General features: G+C 72.1%; 15 protein-coding genes and 3 pseudogenes. 10 read left to right on the top strand and 8 right to left on the bottom strand.

Going from position 1 to position 22,404, the window contains the following annotated elements:
- From metK to AC08OX_RS01020, 6 genes are all read left to right on the top strand, one after another.
- Positions 1-1,129, top strand: a 1,129-nt coding sequence (gene metK, locus AC08OX_RS01045; protein WP_476606065.1) for a methionine adenosyltransferase, incomplete at its 5' end; no start/stop codon positions are given.
- Positions 1,130-1,341: 212 nt separating this feature from the next.
- Positions 1,342-1,818 carry a DUF309 domain-containing protein gene (locus AC08OX_RS01040; protein ID WP_011437379.1) on the top strand — a complete coding sequence of 159 codons (477 nt, stop codon included), beginning with the start codon at positions 1,342-1,344 and terminating at the stop codon, positions 1,816-1,818.
- Positions 1,764-2,153, top strand: coding sequence for a toll/interleukin-1 receptor domain-containing protein (locus AC08OX_RS01035; protein ID WP_476606064.1), 390 nt, complete (start codon positions 1,764-1,766; stop codon positions 2,151-2,153). Before AC08OX_RS01040 ends, AC08OX_RS01035 begins: the two co-directional genes overlap by 55 nt.
- Before the next feature lie 107 nt (positions 2,154-2,260).
- A complete protein-coding gene (locus AC08OX_RS01030) occupies positions 2,261-3,007 on the top strand; it encodes a hypothetical protein (protein WP_476606063.1) in 747 nt (248 codons plus the stop codon).
- A gap of 235 nt (positions 3,008-3,242) precedes the next feature.
- Entirely contained in the window at positions 3,243-4,484 is a 1,242-nt protein-coding gene (locus AC08OX_RS01025; protein ID WP_476606062.1) for a TAXI family TRAP transporter solute-binding subunit, read from the top strand.
- Positions 4,485-4,623: 139 nt separating this feature from the next.
- The gene (locus tag AC08OX_RS01020; protein ID WP_476606061.1) at positions 4,624-5,817 is read left to right on the top strand and encodes a thiolase family protein; all 1,194 of its coding nucleotides are present in this window, start codon (positions 4,624-4,626) and stop codon (positions 5,815-5,817) included.
- Between the two features lie 67 nt (positions 5,818-5,884).
- On the opposite strand, the gene AC08OX_RS01015 is transcribed toward AC08OX_RS01020, so the two are convergent.
- Positions 5,885-6,445 (bottom strand): DUF4232 domain-containing protein, encoded by a 561-nt coding sequence (locus tag AC08OX_RS01015; RefSeq protein ID WP_476606060.1) that lies wholly within the window; start codon positions 6,443-6,445, stop codon positions 5,885-5,887.
- Positions 6,446-6,929: 484 nt separating this feature from the next.
- Between AC08OX_RS01015 and AC08OX_RS01010 the strand changes: the two genes are divergently transcribed.
- Together AC08OX_RS01010 and AC08OX_RS01005 are read left to right on the top strand one after the other, a co-directional pair.
- Positions 6,930-8,375, top strand: a complete 1,446-nt coding sequence (locus AC08OX_RS01010; RefSeq protein WP_476606059.1) for a hemolysin family protein — start codon at positions 6,930-6,932, stop codon at positions 8,373-8,375.
- On the top strand, positions 8,372-9,439 hold the full coding sequence (locus tag AC08OX_RS01005) for a hemolysin family protein (protein ID WP_476606058.1): 1,068 nt from the start codon (positions 8,372-8,374) through the stop codon (positions 9,437-9,439). The genes AC08OX_RS01010 and AC08OX_RS01005 overlap by 4 nt, the downstream gene beginning before the upstream one ends.
- A 106-nt stretch (positions 9,440-9,545) precedes the next feature.
- On the opposite strand, the gene AC08OX_RS01000 is transcribed toward AC08OX_RS01005, so the two are convergent.
- Entirely contained in the window at positions 9,546-10,364 is an 819-nt protein-coding gene (locus AC08OX_RS01000; RefSeq protein ID WP_476606057.1) for a class I SAM-dependent methyltransferase, read from the bottom strand.
- 295 nt (positions 10,365-10,659) lie between these two features.
- Between AC08OX_RS01000 and AC08OX_RS00995 the strand changes: the two are divergent.
- Together AC08OX_RS00995 and AC08OX_RS00990 are read left to right on the top strand one after the other, a co-directional pair.
- Positions 10,660-11,316: pseudogene (locus tag AC08OX_RS00995) on the top strand (serine/threonine-protein kinase); the annotation flags it as partial.
- Positions 11,317-11,587: 271 nt separating this feature from the next.
- Positions 11,588-13,072 carry a WD40 repeat domain-containing protein gene (locus tag AC08OX_RS00990; protein ID WP_476606056.1) on the top strand — a complete coding sequence of 495 codons (1,485 nt, stop codon included), beginning with the start codon at positions 11,588-11,590 and terminating at the stop codon, positions 13,070-13,072.
- Between the two features lie 215 nt (positions 13,073-13,287).
- Here AC08OX_RS00990 and AC08OX_RS00985 read toward each other — a convergent pair whose 3' ends face one another.
- The 6 genes and pseudogenes from AC08OX_RS00985 to AC08OX_RS00960 all read right to left on the bottom strand — a co-directional run bounded on the left by AC08OX_RS00985 (position 13,288) and on the right by AC08OX_RS00960 (position 22,095).
- On the bottom strand, positions 13,288-14,124 hold the full coding sequence (locus AC08OX_RS00985) for a substrate-binding domain-containing protein (protein WP_476606055.1): 837 nt from the start codon (positions 14,122-14,124) through the stop codon (positions 13,288-13,290).
- A 790-nt stretch (positions 14,125-14,914) separates the two neighbouring features.
- Positions 14,915-15,937, bottom strand: a pseudogene (locus AC08OX_RS00980) (Hsp70 family protein); the annotation flags it as partial.
- A 255-nt stretch (positions 15,938-16,192) separates the two neighbouring features.
- Positions 16,193-17,275, bottom strand: a complete 1,083-nt coding sequence (meaB, locus tag AC08OX_RS00975; protein WP_476606054.1) for a methylmalonyl Co-A mutase-associated GTPase MeaB — start codon at positions 17,273-17,275, stop codon at positions 16,193-16,195.
- Positions 17,276-17,302: 27 nt separating this feature from the next.
- Positions 17,303-19,558: a methylmalonyl-CoA mutase gene (gene scpA, locus AC08OX_RS00970; RefSeq protein ID WP_476606053.1), complete on the bottom strand. Its 2,256-nt coding sequence runs from the start codon at positions 19,556-19,558 to the stop codon at positions 17,303-17,305.
- Positions 19,558-21,505: pseudogene (locus tag AC08OX_RS00965) on the bottom strand (methylmalonyl-CoA mutase subunit beta). Before AC08OX_RS00965 ends, scpA begins: the two are co-directional and overlap by 1 nt.
- Before the next feature lie 92 nt (positions 21,506-21,597).
- A complete protein-coding gene (locus AC08OX_RS00960) occupies positions 21,598-22,095 on the bottom strand; it encodes an endonuclease domain-containing protein (protein ID WP_476606067.1) in 498 nt (165 codons plus the stop codon).
- Positions 22,096-22,404 lie beyond the last annotated feature (309 nt).

The raw sequence follows: 22,404 nt of genomic DNA, 5'->3' as shown, positions 1-22,404 counted from the left end.
CCTGCTCGACGCGTTCCTGGCTGGCGACCCCACCTCCCGGGTCGCGGTGGAAACACTGCTGACCACCGGGCACGTGCACGTGGCCGGCGAGGTCACCAGCTCCGCGCACGTCGACGTGACCGCCGTCGTGCGGCGCACCCTCACCGACATCGGTTACGACGCCGCCACCGGCTTCGACGGCGCGACCGTCGGCGTGCTGGTCTCGATCGGTGCCCAGTCCCCGGACATCGCCCAGGGCGTCGACAAGGCCTATGAGGCACGGGTCGAGGGCGGCGAGGACACGCTGGCCCAGCAGGGCGCCGGCGACCAGGGGATCATGTTCGGCTACGCCACCGACGAGACCCCCGACCTGCTCCCGCTGCCGATCACACTGGCCCACCGCCTCGCCCAGCGGTTGTCGAAGGTGCGTCACGACGGCCTGCTGCCCTACCTGCGGCCGGACGGCAAGACCCAGGTGACCATCGAATACGACGGGGACCGCCCGGTCCGGTTGGACACGGTGGTCGTGTCCGCGCATCACGCCGCCGACGTCGACCTGGCCACCCGCCTGGTTCCGGACATCCGCGACCAGGTCATCGCCCCCGAGCTCAAGCGGTTGGCCGAGGAAAACCTGGGCCTGGAGGTAGACGGCTACCGGCTGCTCGTGAACCCGACCGGCCGGTTCGAGATCGGCGGCCCGATCGGCGACGCGGGCCTGACCGGCCGCAAGATCATCATTGACACCTACGGCGGTTACACCCGCCATGGCGGCGGTGCTTTCTCCGGCAAGGACCCGTCCAAAGTCGACCGTTCGGCCGCCTACGCGCTGCGCTGGGTCGCCAAGAACGTCGTCGCGGCCGGCCTCGCCCGTCGGGCGGAGCTGCAGGTCGCCTACGCCATCGGCAAGGCCGAGCCGGTGGGCCTGTTCGTCGAGACCTTCGGCACCGAGACCGTGCCGGTGCCGGAAATCGCGCGGGCCGTCTCGGAGGTCTTCGACCTGCGCCCGGCCGCCATCATCCGGGACCTTGACCTGCTACGGCCGATCTATGGGCAGACTGCCTCCTACGGCCACTTCGGTCGGACGCTGCCCGACTTCACCTGGGAGCGCACGGACCGCGCCGGCGCGCTGCGCGCCGCCGTCGGCCGCTGACACCGGCGGCCGCTGACACCGCGCCCCCGGTCTTGCCTGACGACGACCCCGGTCCGCGCGGCTACGGGAGGCGCCACCCCCGAGGGGCGGTCAGAGTGGACCGCATGACCACTTCGGACCGGTCCGGGCGACGCGCACCGTCCGGAACACGGCCGCCTCCCGGAACACGCCCCGTCCCCCGGGCACACCCCGCGACTGAATCAGGGTCCGGGGTGTCCCGGCCCGGGGAACGGCCCCGGGACGCGCTTGGCCGCCCCCTTCCCCACGGCGAGACCGGCGTGCCGCCGCTCGCCTCCTCGGCCCCGCTACCGCCGGCCGCAGCGCTCGCCGAGGCCCAGCGACTCCTCGACGCGGGACTTCCCTTCCAGGCACACGAGGTACTCGAAGCCGTCTGGAAGAGTCCGGAGACCGACCCCGGCGAGCGCGGGCTGTGGCGTGGGCTAGCACAGCTCGCCGTCGGCGTCACCCATCTGGCCCGCGGCAACGTCAAGGGCGGCGTGGCCGTGCTGCGGCGCGGCGCGGCGAACCTCATCCCCTACGCGGACCGGCCTCCGCACGGCGTAGCCGTTCCCGGTCTGCTCGCCTGGGTGGACCTGCGGATCGCCGACATCGGCCGGGCCCATCCCGGGCTGCCGTGCATCACCGCCCGGACCGCCCCGGCCGACGGCGGGCCCCGCCTCGTCGGTTAACCCCACCGCGCCACCCGCGGCGCGCCCCTGCCCGTTCTGCCCCGCCGCGGCGGGGCAGAACGGTGGCATTCATCCTAGAACGGCGGTACGATCATCCTTCAGCTGGAGCGAGCAGTCCGGAGGATTTCACAGGTGGGAATCGGGTGGACCAGGGCGACTTCTTCATCAGCTACTGCCAGCGCGACCGGGACTGGGCCGAATGGATCGCCTGGCAGCTGCAGGAGGTCGGTTATCGCGTGTTTCTCCAGGCCTGGCATATCGGCCCCGGCCGCAACTGGGTCAGGGGATGGAGAACTGCCGGCACACGATCGCGGTGCTCTCGCCCGAGTATCTGAATTCCCCGTACTGCCGGGCAGAATGGTAGGCGGCGTTCGAATACGATCCCGAGGGCAACCTCCGTAAGCTCATCCCGGTGCGGATAGCGGAATGCACCCCTACCGGGATGCTCCGGCAGGTGGTCCACTTCGACCTCATCGGCATCGACGACGAGGACGCCGCCCGGGAGGAGCTGCTGCGCAACGTCCGCTCGGCCTGGGAAAAAGAAGGTGGTCTCGCGCCCAAGAAGCGGCCGGGCTTCCCCCCGGCCCAGGGCACCCGGACCGAGCCACCGGAGCCCGACCCCGCCGGTACACCTGGCACCCCCGCCGCCGTCACCCCGGACACCGGCCCCACCCTGCCGTTGCCGCCCACGCAACGCCCGATCACCTCACGGCCCACGTTCCCGCCGGAGGTGCCGGGATGGCGCCGGGCGGCCCGCGCCATCCGTACCGCACTCACGCGGGGGTGGGTCATGCTCCCGACGCTCGCCGCGGCCATCGTCATCGGAATCGCTTTCCAGGTGGCGGACGGCGGCCCCGGCGGAGTGCTGGTCGGCTCACTCGTCGCCGCGCTCGCCGCGCTCGCCGCGGCCGCCCCGGCCTTCATGCTGTTCCCTCCGACGGACCGTACCGCGACGCTGGTGGTCGGTGGGGCCTGCGTGGTGGGCGCGCTCGGGGGGGCGGAAATCGCCCACGGCCGAGCGTGGGCGGCCATGGCCGAGGTGCTGGGCGCAGCGGCGTTTTCGGCCGTCTTCACCATCGCCATGCGCCCACCCCGCCCAGCGCCACTGGCCGATCCGGCGGACCCGGACCCGGACCCGGCTGCAGTCACGGAGCCGGGTGTTCGGAACAAATCGGTCGTTACCCCGTAGCCCTCGGGGATCAGGCACAAGAATCGGCAGCCCTCGACCAACGGCGTCCTGCGCGGCATGGTTGGTATGCGACGATCAGCGCGGTGGGAGCAGGATGCGCGACCGGCCAGGTTCTCACCACCGGGATCCGGGGCACCGGGATCCCGGTGCGGCGGCCCAGTGGCGGACAAGTGCCCCGGAGCTTGCCCCGCGCAAGGCCCGACGTCAGCGTCCCACGGATCGAGGAGTCGCCGCGATGTCCAATACCCGGTCGCGGCTGGGACGGCGTCCCATCGCGATCACCGCCCTGGTGATCCTGGCCGCCATCGTCGGCGTCTTCATCGGCCGGGCCTTCGGCGGAGACGGCCGTAGCCCGATGCTCGTGAGCACGCCCCGAAGCACGCCCTCAGCGCAGACGGCGGCACCGGAACAGGCTCGGCGCGATGCGGCGACGGAGGCGAAGGCGAACCTGCACACGACCACGTGCACGACCGTACGGATCATCGCCGGCCAGCCCCGCACCCCCTACTCGCAGTACGCGAGCACACTCGCGAAGCTCATCAGTGATCCGGCGCTGAACGGCGGCAACGGGTGGCGCGCCTTTCCTGATTCGGACACGAGCGGGACGTCCCAGAACCTCAAGAATCTCGGGGTTCCGGAGAACCGGCGCTGCACTCTCGCGCTGGCCCAACTCAACGTGGTGGTGGACGCCCAGAACGGCCGGGGCGACTTCACCGGCGGGGCCGTCGAGGGCCTGAGACTCGTCGGCCAGATCTATTACGACGTTCTCCAGCTCATCGTCCCGGCCGACTCCAGCATTCATAGCGCGGACGATCTGTGCGGCAAGACGGTCAAAAGCGGACTGCTCGACTCGGGCACCCACCAGATCGCCACCGTGCTGTTCCGTCAGATCACCCGGGTGAAGGGAGCGGGCTGCGTCGTCCGTCCAGTGACCGGGAACCGGATAACCGAGGCGCTCCAGAAACTTCACTCCACCGGCGCGGATCACGCCGACGCGGTCCTGTGGGCGGCGGGCGCTCCCACGATGGCGGTCCAGGAATATAACGACAGTTACCAGAAGATCAAATTCGTGCCACTCGACGACTGGCAGTCGGCGATCCAGCGGGACTGGTACTCCCAGTACCTCGATGTCGGAGCCAACGTCTTCACAAGGGCCGCTATCGAGCCGGGTGACTACAATATCATCCCGTCCCAGCCGACAGCGACCCTCGCGGTGCCGAACGGCATCGTCGCCAGTAGATACGCCGACCCCGCGCTGGTCGAGTTCGCCGCCTGGATGATGGACGAGCACTCCGCCGAGTTCAAGGCCACCCTGTGGGCCACTCATCAGGCGCAGGCGCGCCGCCTCGGTTTCGCGACTCCCGGCTCCTTCATCGCGACCAACATCTGCCGATACGTCCCGCTACATCCGGCGGCGGAGAGATACTATACACATGCGCTCGGTTATCCGACGGGATGCCCGGCCCCGACCCCCTGACCTCCGGTTCACTTGTTGACCCATCAAGAGGGTGGCCCGTAGCGTCGATCCGGGCAGGCGCCAGGCAACGGGCAGGGCGGTACGGGCAGGGCGACGGTCGATCCGCCGTCATTGTGATGCTTGTGACGAGGGAGAACCCATGGAGAACGCAGTCATCGTCGATGGGGTACGCACGGCGTCGGGACGGGGCAAGCCGGGTGGGGCGCTGTCCGAGACCCATCCGGTGGAGCTGCTGGCCACCGTGCTGAAGGCACTGATCGCCCGCAACGACCTTGATCCGGCGCTGGTCGACGACGTCATCGCCGGGTGTGTTGACCAGGCCGGCGAGCAGGCCGTCAACATCGGGCGCACCGCGGTGCTGTCGGCCGGGTTCCCCGAGTCGGTGCCGGCCACCACGATCGACCGCCAGTGCGGCTCGAGCCAGCAGGCCGCCCATTTCGCCGCGCAGGGGGTGCTCGCCGGCGCCTACGACATCGTCATCGCCGCCGGGGTGGAGTCGATGAGCCGGGTGCCGATGGGCTCCACCACTTTCGGCAAGGACCCCAACCGCCCGAGCCTGCACGCCCGCTACCCCGAGGGCCTGGCCCACCAGGGCATCGGCGCGGAGCTCGTCAGCGCCCGGTGGAAGATCAACCGGGAGGACCTGGACATCTTCTCCGCGCGGTCGCACCAGCTCGCGGCGGCCTCCGTCGCGGCGGGGGACTTCGCCGGGGAGATCGTCCCGGTCGAGATCACCCTTCCGGACGGCACGACAGCCCAGCACACCGTGGACGAGACGGTCCGAGCGACCACGACCGTCGAGACGCTGGCGAAGCTCAAGCCGTCTTTCTACACCGAGGCGTACGCCGCCCGCTTCCCGGAGATCACCTGGAACATCACCCCGGGTAACTCCTCCCCGCTGACCGACGGCGCCTCGGCCGTCCTGATCATGAGCGAGACCAGGGCGAACGAGCTCGGCCTGCGGCCACGGGCCCGGTTCCACACGTTCGCGCTCGCCGGGGACGACCCGTTGCTCATGCTGACCGCGCCGATCCCGGCAACCCGCAAGGCGCTCAAGCGCGCCGGTCTGAGCATCAACGACATCGACGCCTTCGAGGTCAACGAGGCGTTCGCGCCCGTGCCGCTCATGTGGGCCCGCGACACCGGTGCCGACCCGGCGAAGCTCGACCCGCGCGGGGGCGCCATCGCGCTGGGCCACCCACTGGGCGGATCGGGCACCCGCCTGCTCACCACAATGCTCAACTACCTGGAGGCCACCGGCGGCCGTTACGGCCTGCAGACGATGTGCGAGGGCGGCGGCATGGCCAACGCCACCATCATCGAACGGCTCTGACCTCCACCGGACGATCCGCCGGTATCGGTCCCCTGGTCCGCGCCCGGTGCACCGTGGGAGCCGGCCCTCACGCCGTGAACGCGGCCACGGTGAGCTGCCGCACGGCGGGATCCCGGCATGCCTGCGTGTCCGGGCCGCTCAGCCGCAGCGCCTCGGTGTTCCCCGGCGGGTACACGCGCAGCGCGGCGACCGGCGCGGTCCCCGAGGGAGGCGTGCAGCTTTCCGCCACGCCGAGATGCAGGATGCGCAGGACCGCCGTCGCGGCGCCCCCGGGCACGAGCCGCACCGGCGCGCCCGCCGGCCCCGTGCGCTCCGCCGCCGCGCCCACCTGCCGGCCGGCCGCGTCCACGAACGACACACCGGGGAATCCGCGTACCACGCAGGGGCTGTGACCGATGTTGGTCAGGACCAGCCGTTCGTAGTCGCTGCCCGCGGTTCCCTGGCGGTCGACGCTGCTCAGAGCGAGTTGAGCGGTCCGGCACCGGGCCGCCACGGACGTCGCCGGAGCCGCCACCGCGGTGGCGGTACCCCCGCCGCCGCCCGGGCCCGCGCCGCATCCGGCGACGAAGATCGACGTCGCGGCCAGGGCGAGTACCGCCGGAAGAGCCCTCCCACGAGACCTGTGCATGACGACCTCCTCGTCGCGCGGCGAGCCGGCTTGCCGGCAAGCCACCCGGTGATGTCACCTACTCCCTTCCCACTGCTACCCTCCGTGACACCGTCGGAGATCCGTCATACCGGGCTCCAGGGCTCTTGTTCTCGTCGGCGCGTCCGGTTCCTCACCATCGCGTACGGCCCACGCCTGCCGATCGGCCTTTCTCCAGTACCGGGCCTGCCGGGCCACGGCACCGGACTGGCTGACTGGCTGACTGGCTGGCCAGCCGGCCCACACAGTGATCTTCTACCGAGGCCCACTCGGGGTCTGGACCGTGCGCCAACCAGAGGTCATCGTGAAACGGACGGGCTATGAAGCGCGTTGTTGCCGCGTGACGGGGTAGGCCCGCGGGCCGGGTCGTCCCGCACCGACCGGAAGGGATCATGAAAGTCTCCGAAGACGCCGGATGTAGTTCCGGCCGACCCACGCGCGAAGAAGCGCCCGCGGGGGTCGACCGATGATCGAGGCGCTTCTGTTGGTACTCAGCCTGGTGCTCGTGGCCGCCTGCGGCGTTTTCGTCGCGGCCGAGTTCGCTTTCGTCACGGTGGACCGGCCCTCGGTGGAGCGGGCCGCCGAACGCGGTGATCGGGGCGCCCGCGGGGTGCTCACCGCGCTGCGCGGTCTGTCCACCCAGCTGTCCGGCGCCCAGCTCGGGATCACCGTCACCAACCTGATGATCGGTTTTCTGGCGGAGCCCGCCATCGCACGGCTGCTCGAGGGGCCGGTCACCTCGCTCGGCGCCTCGGACGGGCTCGCCCGGGCGGCGTCGGTGGCGATCGCTCTGGTCCTCGCGACGGGCCTGACGATGGTGTACGGCGAACTGCTCCCGAAGAACCTGGCGATCGCCCATCCCCTCGGCACCGCGTTGGCGGTGCAGGCTCCCCAGCGTGCCTTCACGAAGGCCACCGGCCTGCTGATCCGCTCGCTGAACATCACGGCGAACGCGGTGCTGCACCGCCTCGGCATCTCGCCACGCGAGGAGCTGGCCTCGGCCCGTTCGGCTCAGGAGCTGTTCTCCCTCGTCGGGCGGTCCGCCGAGCACGGCACCCTCTCCCACGAGACGGCGACGCTGGTACAGCGCTCCCTGCTGTTCGGTGACCGGACCGCCGAGGACGTCATGACACCCCGGATGCGCATGCGCACCATCCACGCCGACGAACCGGTCAGCGAGGTCATCACCCTCACCCGGCGCACCGGGCACTCCCGCTTCCCGGTACTCGGCACGGACAGCGACGACGTCGTGGGCCTCATCCACGTGAAGAACGCGGTCGCCGTCCCCGAGGACGCCCGGGACCATACCCCGGTACGTGACGTGATGGTCCCGCCGGTGACCGTGCCCTCGACGATCCTGCTCGACCCCCTGCTGGAGACACTGCGTGCCGGCGGCATGCAGATAGCGATCGTGGTCGACGAGTTCGGCGGCACCGACGGACTGGTCACCGCCGAGGACCTCATCGAGGAGATCGTCGGCGACGTCGTCGACGAACACGACCGGGTCAGCCCGCGCGCCCTGCGCCGGCGGGACGGCAGCTGGCTGCTCTCCGGCCTGCTGCGCCCGGAGGAGGCCCGCAACGTCACGGGGATCGACATCCCCGCGGACGACACCTACCAGACCCTGGGCGGTCTGATGGCCCGGGTGCTGGGACGCATCCCCCGGGCGGGCGACACGGCGGCCGTGGAGGGCGTGCGGTACACCGTCGAGCGGATGGACGGCCGGCGGGTCGACCGGATCCGTCTGGGCCCGATCGCACCGACGGACGCCACGCCGGAGACGGATGCGGATCCACCGGTCGCGGACCCCGCGGATCGCCGACCTGGCGCAGGCCCGGCAGGCCCGGCAGGCCCGGCAGAGGAGGCCGAGGAGGCCGAGACCGCCTCGGCCGAAAGGGCGGGGTGGGGATGACCGACCTGCTGGCGATCGTCGCCACCGTCGTCCTGCTGGCGCTGAACGCGCTGTTCGTCGGGGCCGAGTTCGCGCTGATCTCGGCCCGGCGGTCGAACTTGGAGCCGATGGACGAGGCGGGCTCGCGGCTGGCAAAGATCACCCTTGGGGCGATGGAGAACGTCTCGTTGATGCTCGCCGGGGCGCAGCTTGGCGTCACCGTCTGCACCCTGGGCCTCGGCGCTCTCGGGGAACCGGCGGTCGCGCATCTGCTCCGCGGGCCGTTCGAGGCGGCCGGGATGCCCTCCGCCCTGCTGCACCCGGTGGCCTTCGCCATCGCGCTGGGCCTGGTGACCTTCCTGCACGTGGTCGTCGGCGAGATGGTCCCGAAGAACATCGCGCTGGCGATGCCGGAGCGTACGGTCTTGCTGCTCGCCCCGCTCCTGGTCGGAGTCGTCCGAGGCGGCAAACCGGTCATCGCGCTGCTCAACACGATCGCGGCCGTGTCGTTGCGACTCGTCGGCGTCGAACCGAAGGACGAGATCGCTAGCGTCTTCACCCGCGACGAGGTCGCCGGGCTCATCGAGGAGTCGCATCGGGAGGGTCTGCTCGCCGAGGACGAGCACGACCTGCTGACCGGGGCGCTGTCGTTCGAGGAACGCACCGCGCGTGCCGTCCTGCTCCCGCCGGACGGGCTGGTCACCGTGTCCCCGGCGGTCACTCCCCGGCAGGTCGAACAGCTCGCCGCGCGCACCGGATTCACCCGCTTCCCGGTGCGGGACCCCGAGGGCGGGCTGATCGGCTACCTGCACCTCAAGGACGTGCTGGAGACCCGGCCGGAGCGGCGGTCCAGCTCGGTCGCGGCCAAGTGGATCCGGCCGCTGGCCCGGGTCGGCGCCGACGACAACCTGCGGACGGCACTGGCGACAATGCAGCACTCCGGCGCGCATCTGGCCAGGGTCACCGACGCCGACGGTACGGTCCTCGGGCTCGTCGCGCTGGAGGACATCCTGGAGGAGCTGGTCGGGGAGATCCGCGACGACGCCGTTCGCACGGCCGTGGTCCCCACCCACCAGCCCGCCTGAACCGTCCGGTCCCGTATCTCCCGTATCTCCCCGGCTACCTTGCCTATCCAGGCCTATCCAGAGGCTTTTGTGCCTGATTTATCCCTCTGGATAGGCAAGGTGGGGATCAGCGGCGGGGGTCCCGGGCGACGATGACCGCCATCAACGGCGCCCACCAGTAGCTGCAGTCCGCCGGCGGCTGCAGGCCGTCGACGACGCGCACGCTGAAGGTGCGGAAGTAGCGGAGCAGGGCCCGCTGATGCCGCCGGGACACCGAGTCGATCTCGTTCGAGTAGTAGGTGAACGAACCGCCGTCGGCCAGGTGGTCGGCGGCGTGCGCGAAGAAGTGCTCGGCGAAGGTGGAACTGCGCACGAAGTACTCATCGACCTCGGTCTCGTCAAGGGGGTAGGTGTCAAAGAGGATGCCGTCGAACCGGCCGAGGCCGGGCATGGCCTCCTGCCAACGCCCGGTGACGATCTCCACCCCGCGGCGCCCCGCGGGGCGGGCCCACTGCTCGGCGACGCGCACCGTGGCCGGGTTCGCCTCGATGATCGTGTGCCGGGCCGGACCGATCTCCTGGACGAACCCGGCGGACAGGCCCAGGCCGAACCCGACCTCGAGGACGGTACCGCCCGGCCGGGTCACCTCGGCGGCCAGCGCCCGCATCAACGGCGCCTCCCAGGTCTGCATCACCTCCTGGCCGGAGACGAGCAGTGTGCCGTCGACCACCGCGGGGACCGCCGCGTCGATGGCTGTGTCGATCGTCGGACGAGGCGCCCCGGCCACCATCGTGCCGGCCGTCTCGTCCAGCGCGCTGAGATCGGCGACGAACTCGTCAAGCGCCCGGTCGAGCAGCAACCGCCGTGGCTCCTCGGAGACCGGGGCGAGCAGGGACCGCGAGGTCGGGGTCGGTGTCACGTCGAACTTCGCCGCACGGCGGAGCACAGGACCTCCCAGATCATGCATCTTTGCCGGTATTGCGCTATGTTCCATCCATACTGGTTCTGTCCATACTGCGATCTTCCATCCCTTACTGCGATACTCGGCCTGTGCGCCCGCGCCCGTCCAGGCATCCGCCATATCTGAGAGGGTCGCCAGTCTCGGCGCACCTTGGGAGCGGGGCACGGTGACGGGGACGACGCCACCTCCGCTGCCCGGCGACGCCGTGCGCCCGCTTCAGCTGACCGATCCGCGGCGGCTCGGGGTCTACCAGGTGATCGGCCGGCTCGGGCAGGGCGGCATGGGCACCGTCTTCCTCGGCCGGGCACCCGACGGAAGCGCCGTCGCGATCAAGATGATCAGGCCGGAGCTCGCGCAACGGCCCGAATTCCGCGCCCGGTTTGCCCGCGAGGCCGAGAGTGCTCGTCGGGTCCGCCGGTTCACCACGGCCGCCGTACTGGACGCGGATCCGTACAGGCCCCAGCCCTATCTCGTGACCGAGTTCGTCGAGGGTCCGACGCTGTCGAGGCGCGTCTCCGTACGGGGGCCGCTGCGGCCCGCCGATCTCGAACAGCTCGCGGTCAGCGTGACGACCGCCCTGAGCGCCATCCACGCGGCCGGGATCGTGCACCGCGACCTCACCCCCGGCAACGTCCTGCTGTCCCCGGTCGGCCCCAAGGTGATCGACTTCGGCCTGGCCCGCGAGTTCAACGCGGACACCGACCTGAGCCACAACGTCCGGCACGCCATCGGTACGCCCGGTTACATGTCCCCGGAGCAGATCCTCGACGCACCGATCACCTCGGCGGTCGACATCTTCGCCTGGGGCGCCGTCATAATCTTCGCCGCCACCGGGCACGCGCCGTTCGGCACCGGTCGCATCGACGCCATTCTCTACCGCATCGTCAACGAGCCGCCGCGGCTCGACGGAGTTGGCGGCGAGCTGCGCAACCTCGTCGAGATCGCGATGGCGAAGGACCCGGCGGCCCGGCCGAGCGCGGAGGAGCTGCGGACGGCGCTGATCGGCGGGGGTACCCTCCCCGCGCGCCCGGAGCCCGGCACCATACCGTCCGGACCGCCCGGCACCGCCCGGCACCGCCCGGCCCACCGGACGTGCCCGCCGCTGGGCCCGGCGCCGGCCGTCAGGCGCCGCGGGGTCGGCGCCCAGGTCGGAGCCGCCGCCCCGCGGCACGGGCAGCACCGCCGGTACCGCCGCGAACGTGGCGGACATGCCCGTCACCCAGCTGTCCCCGCCGCCTGTCGCCTCGCCGCCGCCGATTCCAGCCCGGACCTCGCCGCCGATACCGGCCCGGACCCCGCCGCCGCGTGGACAGCCCGGGTCGGTACCCCCGCATCCAGCAGGAACCCCACACCCACCGGCACCCAGCCCATCACCGGCCCCATCACCACCAGCCCCATCCAGGCTGCGGTGGTCTCGGACGGCGCTGCTCGTCGCCGGACTCGCCATCGCGATCACCGCCGCGACGGTGCTGATCATCGTGCCGCGCGGCGGTGGCCCGTCGCCGGTGTCGGCGGCCGACCGCGCGTCCATCTCGTCGCGCCTGGCCGCGGACGCGGCGGCCCAGCGGGCCCGGCAACCGGACCTGGCCGGTCGGCTGAGCCTCGCGGCCTACCGGATCGCCCCGACGGAGGCCGCGCGCGCGGCCGTCCTCGCGTCCTTCGCCCAGTCCACCGCCACGCGGATCCCCGCCGGCCCCGCAGCCTTCTCCGACATCGCGCTCAGCCCGGACGGCACGACCCTCGCCGGCACCGACGACACCGGCAGCCTCCACCTCTGGAAGGTCGACGCTGCCGGCCGGCCCACCGCCACCACCGGGGGCTCCGCGAACGACCATGCGCACGGCGTCGTGTTCGACCGCTCGGGCACCCGACTCGCAACGGGTGGGGAGACCGACGCCGGCCGGCTCTGGGACATCGCCGATCCGGCGCGCCCCCGACCGCTCAGCACGCTCGACCCCCAGGCCACGCCGGTCCATCGGCTCGCGTTGTCGAGCAGCGCGCATCTGCTCGTCACCGCCGGCGAGGACTGGTCGGTGGGGCTGTGGGACGTCGCCAACCCGGCGCGGCCCGTCTCGATCCAGTTGCTGATCGGCCGCGCCGGACCGGTGACGGATGTGGCACTGCGACCGGACGGCGCCGTCCTCGCCATCGCCGGCGCCGGCGGCCCCGTGCAACTGTGGAACGTCCGCGACCCCCGCAGGCCCGTCCAGATGGCCTCGGTGCCCGGCCACACCGGCGCGGTGAACACCGTCGCGTTCAGCCCGGACGGACGGCGGCTGGCCACCGGCGGCGACGACCGGATCCTGCAGGTCTCCGACGTCGGCGATCCCGGCCATCCGCGGGTCCTGCGCCGGCTGTCCGGCCACACCGCCCCCGCCGTCGCCGTCGCCTTCACCACCGACGATCATCTGGTGAGCGCGGACGGCGGTGGCGCGGTCGCCTACTGGGACCTCTCCGCCCCCACACCCGCGATGACCCCCCTGGGCGTCCTGGACGCACCCGCCCGGGCGGTGGCCGTGACCGGCACCGAGACCGTCGCGCTGACCACCGGCAAGGGGTCGGTCCTCCTCGGGACGCTCGACCCGGCCAGGCTGCGCCGGCTGGCCTGCGCCAGGCCGGGCGCGGCCCTGAGCCCGGCCGAATGGAGCCGGCTCATTCCCCGCCTCCCCTACACCGACTCCTGCTCCGGTTAGGACCGCTCCCCGGCTCCGGTCAAGGCCCGTTCTCCCGCTCCGGTGCGGACCGCTCCCCGGCGCCATCCGGCACGTCACGCCCCGGGGCCCGGCGACGCCGGCAGCCGAGCTCACCCGCACGCCCGGTCCTCACCCGCGGCCGCTCGCCGGTGACCGCTCCCGCACACGGGGGCCCAGGGGCGGAGGCCCAGGCGGGGGCGCGGGCGCGGGCGCGGCTAGGCCGGCACGGGTCCCACGCCGGCCGTCAGGCTCGCGAGCTTGGCGACGTTCTCCCCGACCGTGTCGTCGTTGCGGGGGACGTAGTGCGCGTCGAAGGCGATCTTCCGGCCGTTCGCCAGGTAGTAGCGCAGGAAGGCGGCGGTCGCTGGCCGGCGCAGGGCGTCCGTGCGGGCGTAGACGAACAGCGGCTTGCACAGTGGCAGGTAGAGGCCGGTACCGACCGACACGGCGTTCGGCGCGACGCACCCGTCACCATTGTTGATTTCGACGCCGCGCAGCTTGGTGCCGAAGGTCTCGTAGGTGGGGAAGTCGAGGTAGCCAATGGCCGAGCGGTCGGCGGCCACGTCGTTGGCGACCCCGCTGAGATCGGTCTGCCGGTAGTCGCGAGACCGGTCGCTGGCGTCACTGATCGTGGCGTTGAACACCTGCGCCTGCACGGAGCCGCGCGGCGGCCCGACAAACGTGATCGGCTCGTCCGGGAACGACGGGTCGATCTGGCTCCACCGGGTGACGGCGGAACCGGCCCCCCACACCTGCTTGACCTGCTGCAGAGTCAGACAGTGCAGCCAGGTGTTCTGCGGGTTGACCACGATCGGCAGGGTGTGGTGCGCCACCTCGAACCCGACGACCTTCTTCTCGCAGTCGGGGTTCTTGATGAACCCGGGATTGAGTTCGAACGAAGCGTCGGCGATGTCGGCCTTGCCGCTGCACAGCGCGGCGAAACCGTCCTCGGTCGTCGTGGACTCGATGCTGACGGTGACGTTGCGCTGGACCTGACGAAATTCGTTGTAGGCGGTCTCGGTAATCGGGGCGACCTCCGAGGATCCCGCCACCCGGACGAGGTTCGCGGCGGAGGCGGGTGGCCCGGTTGGGCCGGTGGCGGATGGGGCCGGCGACGACCGCGGCCCGCCGGGAGCCGAAGATTCCCCGGCCGTCCCCGGCGGAGGCACCGTGCGGGCCGCCCACACCGCCCGTCGAGGAGTCCGAGGGCAGGTCGAGCCTCCCCGGCGGCCCGAGCAGAACGTGGTCCCGATCGGCGCCCACCGTCATGAGGCCGGGTGGGATCCGGTGACCGGACGTGTCGGACGGGCCCGGCCCGCCGGCGACGATCCCCGGCGGTGGGGAATCCGCCGCGCCACCCGAGGAGATCATCGTGTCGTCCCCGGCGCCCAAGCCGTGCGGCGCGGAGCCGTCCGGGCCGCTGAGCACCGTCGCCGCGGCCGTCACGCCGTCCGCCTCCGGCACGCCTCGGATCCCGGCCGGACCCGCTGCGCCCGCGAACCCCCTCGGCCCGGACAGCCCCCTCGGCCCGGACAGGAAGGGCGGCCGCGAGACCAGGTACGCGGCGTCCGGCGGCCGGATCACCGCGGTGACGTCGGAGGGGTCCTGAGCAGAGGGTTCCTGAGCGTCACCGACCTCGCCCGACGCGCCGAAACCGCCGGCGGTCACCGCCCCGACGGCCCCGAAGGCCGCGGGCGCTCCCGGAACGCCGACCGCACCGGGCACACCCGGAAGATCGGGTGCACTCCCGGCGCCGACGGCGCCGAACCGGTCAGCGAGGTCGGCGGCGAGCAGCGCCGCGCCCATCGCCACATCCGCGTCCGAACCGTGGTCGATCCGGCCGATCCCGCTGAAGGTCTCCCGCAGCCGGCGGGCCACCAGCGGAAGGTGGGAGATCCCACCGGACAACAGGATCCGGGACAGCTCGGCGGAGGTCACCGGCACCGAGCGGAGCGCCCGGCGAAAGGTCATGATTGTGTCATCGACAATCGGGCCGATGAGGGTCTCCAGCTCCGCCCGGCTCAGCGTGACGAAGGTATCGACTCCGGGAAGGGAGACCGGAACGTCAACTTCGTCCTCACCGGAAAGGATCTCCTTCGCCTGCGCGCATTCCCGCCGCAGCCTGCCGAGCGCGGTCCGGATCATCGGGTCGGAACGGTCGAGCGCCGCACGCTCGACACCCGCGCCGGTCAGCACCCGGTCGACCAGGAGATCGTCGAGCTCGAGGCCGGCGCCGTGGCGCAGACCCGCGGCCAAGCCGAGCAGCTGGAACCCGAACGGCGAGAAGGACAGGATCCCCATGTCGAGGAAGCCTGCGCCGAAGTCGTACCATCCGACCAACTCGACGGTCTGGGTCGAGGAGCCGTGAGACAGCAGGGTTCCGATCGCGTCGGCAGCCGGGAACGCCGCAACGGGCACCGTGACATCGGAGAGCTGGCTCACGGCGTCCGCGAACACCTCGCGCCGGGCCGCCGACCAGAAAGTCGGGAACGTCACGACGACCTGGTCCGGTTCCGACCCGAGCTGCTCGGTGGCGGCCGTGACAACGTAGGACACCAACCGGGCAATCAGCCCCTCCCGGCTGTAGGCGGCACCCCCGAGCAGAACGGGACCGCTGTCCCCGAGCAGGCGCAGGAGGTCGGTTGCGGCACGCTCGGGGTCGACCAGCGACCGGCGGTCCGCCGAGCGGGCGAACTGCAGGCCACCGGCCGGGGCAGCGTAGATCACCGACGGCAGGCGACGCTGACCGCTCAGTTCGAGCACGCGGGGCCAGCCTCCGTCCGCCACCCCGACGATCGTGTTCGCGGACCCGAGGTCGATACCCAGCTGATAGCTCACCGCGTCTCCCGAAACCCACGCGATCATCACGGCGACCGGAGCCACGGTACTCCGCTCGGCCGCCGGAGATCCTTCCACTCCCGTTACCACGATCATCGTAGACGTTTGACCAGGCAATATTTGTGTCCGGGAGCGGACAAAATATTTCCGGCTCCCGTTGAGCCGGTGAGCAGGTCCCTGAGTTGCCGAATGGTGCCGGACGGTGCCGAGCCCCGGCCCGACCGGCCTGCCGTGGACGGAACTGTGGAGGGTTGGGCACAGTCCAGCGGCCGTGGACCGTTCCTAACCCTCCACGCTTTTCCGTCGCGGCTTTCCGTCGCGGCTTTCCGCGGCGTCGGAGGGTGCCGCGGCCCGGCCCTCGTGCGCGGCCAGGCCGTCATGCGCGGCGAGGATGGCGTCGGCGGCCAGGCTCGGAGTGAGGGTGCCGTCGCGGACCCGCCGTTCAAGGTCCGGAGTGATCTCGCGGACCCCTGGATCGGCCCGCAGGCCCGCGAGCAGCCGATCGTGGACCATCGCCCACATCCAGTCGACCTGCTGGCGGCGGCGGCGGGCGGCGAGTTCGCCGGAGGCGTCGAGGGTGTCCTGATGCTTGACGATCTGCGCCCAGACAGTGTCCAGCCCCGTCCGCTCCACCGCGCTGCACGTCAGCACCGGGGTGTTCCAGTCCCGGAGACCGGCGGAGCCCTGCAGCAGCCGCAGCGCGCCGGCGAGTTCCCGGGCGGCACGGCGGGCGTCGAGCTCGTGCGGCCCGTCGGCCTTGTTCACCGCGATGACGTCGGCGAGCTCCAGCACCCCCTTCTTGATGCCCTGGAGCTGATCCCCCGTGCGGGCCAGGGTCAGGAACAGGAAGGTGTCGACCATGTCAGCGACGGTCGTCTCCGACTGGCCGACGCCGACCGTCTCGACCAGGACAACGTCGTAGCCCGCCGCCTCCATGACGACCATCGCCTCGCGGGTCGCCTTGGCGACGCCACCGAGCGTCCCCGCGGTGGGCGAGGGCCGGATGAACGCCGCCGGATCGGTGGACAGCGCCGCCATCCGGGTCTTGTCCCCCAGGATGCTGCCGCCGGTACGCGTCGAGGAGGGGTCGACGGCGAGCACCGCCACCTGGTTTCCCTTCCCGGTGAGCATGGTGCCCAGCGCGTCGATGAACGTCGACTTGCCCACCCCGGGCACCCCGGTGATGCCGATCCGACGGGCCTTGCCCGCGTGCGGCAGCAACGTCACCAGCAGCTGCTGGGCGAGCTCCTGGTGGTCGGGCCTGGTGGACTCGACGAGGGTGATGGCCCGCGCGATCCAGGTCCGCGACGAGGCCAGCACCCCGTCGGCGTACTCACCCGGATCGATCGGTCGTCGGGTCACCATGCCGGATCTGCCGTCACTCGGGGCGGGTCAGGCCGCGGGGTAAGCGGGGTGAGCGAGCTGGGCCGACAGGGTCGCGAGCAGGTCCAGCGCGGCGTCGGCGATGACCGTGCCGGGCGGGAAGATCGCGGCGGCGCCGGCGGCCCGCAGCTCGTCGAAGTCACCGGGAGGGATGACCCCGCCGACCACGATGAGGATGTCGGGCCGGTCGAGCGCGGCGAGCTCCTCACGCAGCGCGGGCACCAGGGTGAGGTGGCCGGCGGCCAGCGAGTTGACGCCGATGATCTGGACGTCCGCCTCGACGGCCTGGCGGGCGACCTCGGCCGGGGTCTGGAACAGCGGGCCGACGTCCACGTCGAAGCCGAGGTCGGCGAACGCGGTGGCGATCACCTTCTGGCCGCGGTCGTGACCGTCCTGGCCCATCTTCGCGACCAGGATCCGGGGCCGGCGACCCTCGGCGCGTTCGAAGGCTGCGGCGGCCTCGCGGGCGGCGACGATGTTGCCGGCGGGTCCCGCCTCGTCCCGGTACACCCCGGAAATGGTACGGATCTGGCCCGCGTGACGCCCGTAGACCTTCTCCAGCGCGTCGGAGATCTCCCCGACCGTCGCCTGAGCCCGGGCCGCGTCGACGGCGAGCGCCAGCAGGTTCTGCTCCAGCCCGGGGCCGCGGCGCCCGTCGCGGGCCGCGGCGGCCGCCGCGGTCAGGGCGTGCAGCGCCGCCTCCACCGCGGCCGGGTCACGGTCGGCGCGCAGCCGGCGCAGCTTCTCGATCTGCTCGGCGCGCACCGCCGAGTTGTCGACCTTGAGCACCTCGATGCCCTCGTCCGCGTCGACGCGGTACTTGTTCACTCCGATCAGCGGCTGGCGGCCGGAGTCGATGCGGGCCTGGGTGCGGGCGGCGGCCTCCTCGATACGCATCTTCGGGATCCCAGCGTCGATGGCCTGCGCCATGCCGCCCGAGGCCTCGACCTCGTCGATGTGCTCCCAGGCCCGGCGGGCCAGGTCGTGGGTGAGCCGCTCGACGTAGTAGCTGCCGCCCCACGGGTCGATCACCCGGGTGGTGCCGGACTCCTGCTGCAGCAGCAGCTGGGTGTTGCGGGCAATGCGGGCCGAGAAGTCCGTCGGCAGGGCCAGTGCCTCGTCGAGGGCGTTGGTGTGCAGCGACTGGGTGTGCCCCTGGGTGGCGGCCATCGCCTCCACGCAGGTGCGCACCACGTTGTTGAACACGTCCTGGGCGGTCAGCGACCAACCCGAGGTCTGCGAGTGGGTCCGCAGCGACAGCGACTTGGCGCTCTTCGGGGTGAACTGGTTGACCAGCCGCGACCACAGCAGCCGGGCCGCGCGCAGCTTGGCGACCTCCATGAAGAAGTTCATGCCGATCGCCCAGAAGAACGACAGCCTTGGTGCGAACGCATCGATGTCCAGCCCCGCGCCCAGCCCTGCCCGGATGTACTCGACCCCGTCGGCCAGGGTGTAGGCGAGCTCCAGATCGGCCGTCGCCCCGGCCTCCTGCATGTGGTAGCCGGAGATCGAGATCGAGTTGAACCGCGGCATCCGCCGCGAGGTGAAGGAGAAGATGTCCGAGATGATCTGCATCGACGGCTGCGGCGGGTAGATGTAGGTGTTGCGGACCATGAACTCCTTGAGGATGTCGTTCTGGATGGTCCCGGCGAGCTGCCCCGGGGCCACCCCCTGCTCCTCGGCCGCGACGATGTAGAGCGCCAGCACCGGCAGCACGGCGCCGTTCATGGTCATCGACACGCTCATCTTGTCCAGCGGGATACCGTCGAACAGCTGGCGCATGTCGAGGATGGAGTCGATGGCGACGCCGGCCATGCCGACGTCGCCGGTGACCCGCGGGTGGTCGCTGTCGTAGCCGCGGTGGGTCGGCAGGTCGAAGGCGACCGACAGGCCCTTCTGCCCGGCGGCGAGGTTGCGCCGGTAGAAGGCGTTCGACGCGGCGGCGGTGGAGAACCCGGCGTACTGGCGGATGGTCCACGGCTGGGTGACGTACATCGCCGGGTATGGGCCGCGCAGGAAGGGCGCGATCCCCGGGTAGGTGCCCAGGAAGTCCAGGCCCGCGGTGTCGGCGGCGGTGTAGAGCGGCTTCACCGCGATGCCCTCGGGGGTATCCCAGGTCAGCGCGTCGGCGTCCTTGCCGGTCGCCGCCTCCAGGGCGGCCCGCCACTCACCCTCCGCCGCGTCCGCCCCGGCCGGCGTGGTGCCCAGCTCCACCGCGGAGAAGTCCGGGACCATCGTGGCACGTTGCGAGCTGTCCGTGGACATCAGGCCACCCCAACCTCGGCGAGCGCCGCCCGCAGCACGGCGACGGCATTGCATCCAGTGAACACGTATCCGCCGATGCCCGCGGCGGCATCGGTCCGCGCGCGCGCACCGGCCTGGCCCGCGAGCCACACCCGGCTCGCCCCGGCGGCCCGCAGCGCCTCGGCGACCGGCCCAGCGTGCTCGGCGTATACCTTGTCGGCCGAGCACAGACAGGCCACGGTGGCCCCGGAGGCGCTGAACGCCGCCGCGATCGACGCCGGGTCCGTGCCCGGGCCGGACGTCGGAGTCTCGAACCCGCCCGCCTGGAACAGGTTGGCGGCGAAGGTGGCGCGCGCGGTCGAGGCCGCCGCGCTGCCCAGGGTGGCCAGGAAGACCACGGGCCGGCCGCCCGTCGCCGCCAAGTGCGCGTCGGAACGGGCGCGCAGCTCCTCGAAGGTGAGGTCGTAGGTGACCTCCGGCAGCCCGGCGCCCACCGCCGTGGCGGCCTCCCCTCCGGCGCCGGCGGGGCTCACAGCGGGCACGGGGCTCGCAGTAGGCACGGCGGGCCGCTCGGGGAGCTTCTCGCCCAGGTTCGGGAACTCGCTCACCCCGGTGATCGGGTCCCGCCGGTGGGCGATCGCGTCGGAGCGCGTCGCCCAGGTGGCCGCGATCCGCTCGGCGACGAGCCCGGACCGCAGGCCGGCGACGATCCCGCCGGCCCGCTCGATCTCGGTGAACCAGGCCCAGGCCGCCTCGGCGAGCTCGGCGGTGAGCGACTCGACGTACCAGGAGCCACCTGCCGGGTCGGTCACCCGGATCAGGCTCGACTCCTCCTGCAGGAGGGCCTGGGTGTTGCGGGCGATCCGGCGGGAGAAGTCGTCGGACCGGCCGAGGCGCGTGTCGAACGGCAGGACGGTGACCGCTTCGGCGCCGCCGACACCGGCGCCGAAGCAGGCCAGCGTCGTGCGCAGCATGTTCACCCAGGGATCCCGGCGGGTCATCATCGCCGCCGAGGTGACCGCGTGCTGACGCTGGGCCCGGTCGGCCGGCTCAGCGCCGCACACCTCGGCGACCCGTGACCACAACTGGCGGGCGGCCCGCAGCTTCGCGATCGAGGAGAACTGATCGGCGGTGACCGCGTAGCGAAACTCGATCTGGGCAAGCGCCTCGGCAAGGCTCAGGCCGGCCTCGGTGAGCTCCCGCAGGTAGGCGACGCCGGTGGCCAGTGACGCCCCAAGCTCCTCGGCGTCACTGCCACCCGCGCGATGGTACGGCTGGGCGTCGACGACGAGGGCGCGGATCCCGGGGAACTCCCGCACGCACCGGCCGGCGAGCGACACCGCCTCGGCGAGGCCCACCGGGCCGCCGGCCGGCAGGCCGGTCCGCGCGGCCAGACCGATCGGGTCGGCGCCGAGGCTGCCCGTGAGCTGCGAACCGGGCAGGCCGCGGGCGGCGACGAGGCCGAAGAACTCCTCGGCGGCCGCGGCGGTGAGCTCCCCCGCGTCCAGCACGATCGGCGCGAGGTCGAGGTAGACCTCGCGCAGCACCGCACCGAGCCCGCCGATCGGCAGACCGGCGGGCCCCAGCCGCAGCCAGAGCGAGGTGGCGCCGTTCTCCAGATCGGCGAGGACCGCTTCGGCGGCGAGCGTGGCATCGGGGTTGTCATGCAGCGCGCGGACATCCCAGCCGCCGGTGCCCGCGCCCTGCGCCCGCCCACCCCGCACGAACGGGGCGAACCCCGGCAGGCCCACCCCCGCCGGCGGGGGTGTTCTCGGCGATGTAGAGCGGACGGATCCGCAGACCGTCGTAGGTCCGCGTGGCCAACAGCTCCTCGACTTCGCCGGGAGTAGTCGCCTCGGTCGCCACGCCGGACTTGCGCAGCACCTGCAGGACGAGCGTCTGCCAATCGGCGCGCGTCGCCTCCGGAAAGTCTGCGGCCAGCGACAACCCGGCCGATGGAACGCTCATGTTCCGGATCGTAGGCCCGGGGGGCCCAGGCGGCCTGGAATGTACTTCCCGTCACAACGCCTTGCGCGCGTTTCGCCGGATCGTGTCCCTGCTCACGATGCCCACAGCCGCTCAGCCACCGCGGCTGTGCCGGCGGCGGACGCCTCAGCGACCACTCTGGACGCCTCGGCCCGCTCGGCCGCCCGCGCCGCCAGGACCCGGGTCACCGCCGAGACGACCCGCTCCGGATGCCAGGTCACGTCGGCCACGCTGAAGCGCAGCACCGTCCAGCGCAGCGCGGCGAGGATGTTGCCGCGATGACGGTCCTGGTAGATCATCGCCGGCGGGCTGGTGGCCGAGAAGGTGTCCGCCTCCACGTCGAGTCGCTGCGCAGGCCAGGCGAGATCCAGCCGGGTGATGATCTGGCCGGTCCCGTCCATGACCGGCCACTGCAATTCCACGGGCGCGAGCCCGTTGTCGGCCAGCAGCAGCCGCAGCCGGGTCTCCAGGGGGGTCTCGGCCCGGCCGTCGGCCAGCGACCACCAGTCGGTCGTCTGCCGGAAACCGCGCCGCCCCTCGGCTGCCGCCCGTGCCCCCGCCAGGCTCGGCACCAGGCCGCGGTGCAGGGCTGCGCCAGGTGGGCGACCGCCACCTCACGCGACTGGGCGGCCAGCACGAGATCCGCCAGCGTCCGCTCCGGCGAGGTGAGTGGGATCCCACCCAGCTCGACGCGCTGGTCGACGTCGAGATCGCTGAAGTGCAGCCGGATCCCGCGCGGCTGGGCCCGGGTCTGCCGAGCCGGAAGAAGAAGGTGCACGGGTTCGGCGGAGCTTTCCGGAACCTCGAGCGGAAAACCGTGGAGCCGGGCGGCGGTGATCCCGCAGACGACGGCTCGGGGACGCCCGATGAGCGCGGCCCGT

This window comes from Frankia sp. CoBUL1, assembly GCF_978021245.1.
This window is presented reverse-complemented; position numbering and strand designations above follow the sequence as displayed.

Bases quoted from the DNA above. Each gene is read 5' to 3' on its own strand.
- meaB (WP_476606054.1), bottom strand. From the start codon at position 17,275: ATGGTGACCCGACGACCGATCGATCCGGGTGAGTACGCCGACGGGGTG.
- AC08OX_RS01010 (WP_476606059.1), top strand. From the start codon at position 6,930: ATGATCGAGGCGCTTCTGTTGGTACTCAGCCTGGTGCTCGTGGCCGCC.
- AC08OX_RS01015 (WP_476606060.1), bottom strand. From the start codon at position 6,445: ATGCACAGGTCTCGTGGGAGGGCTCTTCCGGCGGTACTCGCCCTGGCC.
- scpA (WP_476606053.1), bottom strand. From the start codon at position 19,558: ATGTCCACGGACAGCTCGCAACGTGCCACGATGGTCCCGGACTTCTCC.
- AC08OX_RS01005 (WP_476606058.1), top strand. From the start codon at position 8,372: ATGACCGACCTGCTGGCGATCGTCGCCACCGTCGTCCTGCTGGCGCTG.
- AC08OX_RS01030 (WP_476606063.1), top strand. From the start codon at position 2,261: ATGCTCCGGCAGGTGGTCCACTTCGACCTCATCGGCATCGACGACGAG.
- AC08OX_RS01020 (WP_476606061.1), top strand. From the start codon at position 4,624: ATGGAGAACGCAGTCATCGTCGATGGGGTACGCACGGCGTCGGGACGG.
- AC08OX_RS01025 (WP_476606062.1), top strand. From the start codon at position 3,243: ATGTCCAATACCCGGTCGCGGCTGGGACGGCGTCCCATCGCGATCACC.
- AC08OX_RS00990 (WP_476606056.1), top strand. From the start codon at position 11,588: ATGCCCGTCACCCAGCTGTCCCCGCCGCCTGTCGCCTCGCCGCCGCCG.